Origin of the sequence: Nocardioides sp. (assembly GCF_034670285.1) — a bacterium.
Lineage (GTDB): Bacteria > Actinomycetota > Actinomycetes > Propionibacteriales > Nocardioidaceae > Nocardioides.
Window position 1 is genome coordinate 1 of record NZ_JAXMNS010000492.1, and the last position, 2448, is coordinate 2448.

2 protein-coding genes are annotated in these 2448 nt (G+C 69.9%); both read left to right on the forward strand.

Annotation, left to right across the window (positions count from 1 at the left end; all coding sequences use genetic code 11):
• Positions 1–188 precede the first annotated feature (188 nt).
• Positions 189–2015 carry a response regulator gene (locus VOI19_RS18120; RefSeq protein WP_323794342.1) on the forward strand — a complete coding sequence of 609 codons (1827 nt, stop codon included), beginning with the start codon at positions 189–191 and terminating at the stop codon, positions 2013–2015.
• Positions 2016–2119: 104 nt separating this feature from the next.
• Entirely contained in the window at positions 2120–2380 is a 261-nt protein-coding gene (locus VOI19_RS18125) for a hypothetical protein (RefSeq protein WP_323794343.1), read from the forward strand.
• Positions 2381–2448: the final 68 nt, after the last annotated feature.

A 2448-nucleotide genomic window follows, 5' to 3' on the forward strand; every position in this document is an offset into this window, starting at 1 on the left:
GACGCCTCAGGCTCGGAATCTGCGCACGTAGGCGTCGTCCTGTGCACCGGTGGTCGGTGCGATCACCGATTGTGCCCACGCGTGACACCCGGGCGGGTTACCGTGGCGTAGCAGTGTCCGTGTCGGTGGAGGGCCGACTCTCGGGGCGTGGTGCTCGTTCGTAGAAGGAAGTGAGCACCATCGAGCCCATGACGCCATCGCGTCTTCTCGCCGAGCTGGTCACCGAGTGCGCAGGTGCGCTGGACATCGCCGGGTTGATGTCTCGGGCATTGCCGCTCGTGCTCGACCTGACGGGAGCTGTCTCGGCCCACGTGCTGCGGACGGCCGGCGACGACGTCAGGTCGGTCGCGCACCGAGGCGCCGAGCTGCCGGTCGCAGCGCTGCCGCACAGCATCCGGGAGGTCACGCCCGGGTGGCGGGGCCTGGGCGTCGTCGACGCCTGGCGCGAGCGCGGTGTCCGGACGACGACCGCGTTCCGCCTGGCAGCCCCTCCCGAGGCGCTGGTCCTGGTGCTCGCCTTCGACGCAGATCCCTCCGAGGGTCCCCCCGACGGTGACCTGCTGGACGTCGTGGGCCCGCTCCTGCAGACCGCGGTCGGTCGGGCGCACTCCGACGCGGCGCTGGTCGACATGGCGCACCGGGTCGACAACGCGCAGATGCTCGCCAACATGGGCGACTACGACTGGCACATCGCCAGCGACACGAACCGTTGGTCCGACCAGCTGTATCGCATCTACGGCCACGAGCCGCAGTCGTTCAACGCCAGCTATGAACGCTTCGTCTCCCACATCCACCCCGAGGACCGTGAGCGCATCACGGGGATCCATCAGCAGGCCTACGCCACGGGCGAGCCCTACAGGATGGTCGAGCGGGTGCAACGCCCCGATGGGGAGATCCGCTACCTCTCGTCCAACGGCCAGGTCGTGCTGGACGCGGACGGCACCCCGGTCCGCATGCGCGGCACCTGCATCGACATCACCGGCCTGGTCCTTGCCGAGCAGGAGGTCGAGCGGGCTCGCGCTCGTTTCGAGGCACTGGTGGAGTCCAGCGGCGATGCCATCCTGGTGCTCGAGGACGGGCTGGTCGTGCAGACCAACGACCGGGGACGAGCCCTGCTCGGAGGTGATCCGGTCGGGCTCTCCCTCGATCGGTTCGTGCGCGTCGAAGGACCGGAGAAGCTCGGCGTCCGCGCACGCGGACTGGCCGGTGGCGAGCTCACGCTCGACGTGTTCGCGGGCGAGCTCAATCCCGGCGTGGACGACGACCTCGTCGCGGTCTTCCTGCGCGATGCCGGACCGCGGCTCGCCAGCGAGTCGCTGGCGGTGAACCTCCGGGAGGCACAGGTGCGCCGGCAGCAGGCGGTGGAGATCAACGACAACATCCTCCAGAGCCTCACCGCCTCGGTGTACTGCCTCGAGGACTCCGACACGGCCGCGGCCGCGAGGTACATCCAGCTCACCCTCGCCTCGGCGCGCGACATGATGCACGACCTGCTCGAGCCCGTCGACGGGGCCGACCTCAAGCCGGGCGACCTCGTCCGTAGGGGTGCTGTCGACCTCCGTGCCGCCCCGACTACTGCCAAGCCTGGCCCGTCGCGGGTCACTCTCACCTCGGCCGGCCCTCCCGACCGGCGGGTGCTGATCGTCGACGATTGTGAGGACATGCGCGCGCTGCTCCGGCTGTTCCTCGAGCAGCGGGACCGGATCGAGGTCGTGGGTGCGGCCTCGTCAGGAGATGAGGGCATGCGGCTAGCGGCAGAGCTGCAGCCCGACCTGGTGCTGCTCGACCTCGCCATGCCCGGCATGGACGGTCTCGAGGCCCTCCCCCATATCCTCGACGGCGCACCCTCGGCCAGCGTGATCGTGCTGTCGGGCTTCGACCACCGCGTGGGCGCCCAGGCCATGGCCCTCGGAGCGGACCGCTTCGTGCAGAAGGGCGGCGGGTTCAAGGAGCTGATGCACGTCATCGACGAGGTCCTGCCGGGCGGGACGCCGCCGCACTCGGCCGCTAGCTGACCGGCCCTCGCCGCAGGATCCGCGACGCCACGGTCGCCTGACGGGCTGGCGCACCGTTCCGGCGTAGGGTCCCGGCAACACACCCACGAAAGAAGGTCTTCGCCGTGATCGGTTTCCTCGTTGCAGGTCTCATCATCGGAGCGCTCGCGCGCCTCATCAAGCCCGGCAAGCAGAACCTCGGCCTCTTGGCCACCCTCGGCCTCGGCCTCATCGGGTCGCTCATCGGCGGCCTCATCGCCCAGCTCTTCGGCACCGGCGGCATCTTCGAGCTCAACGTCATCGGTTTCGTGCTCGCCGTCGTCGCAGCCGTACTGCTGATCGGCGTTGCCGAGGGCGTCGCGGGCAAGAACAAGAGCACCGTCTGACCGATCGGCATCCGCGGCGCGGCTCGCTGCCGGCACAGCACGGCGGGCGGCCATCGCGGAGCGTGAGC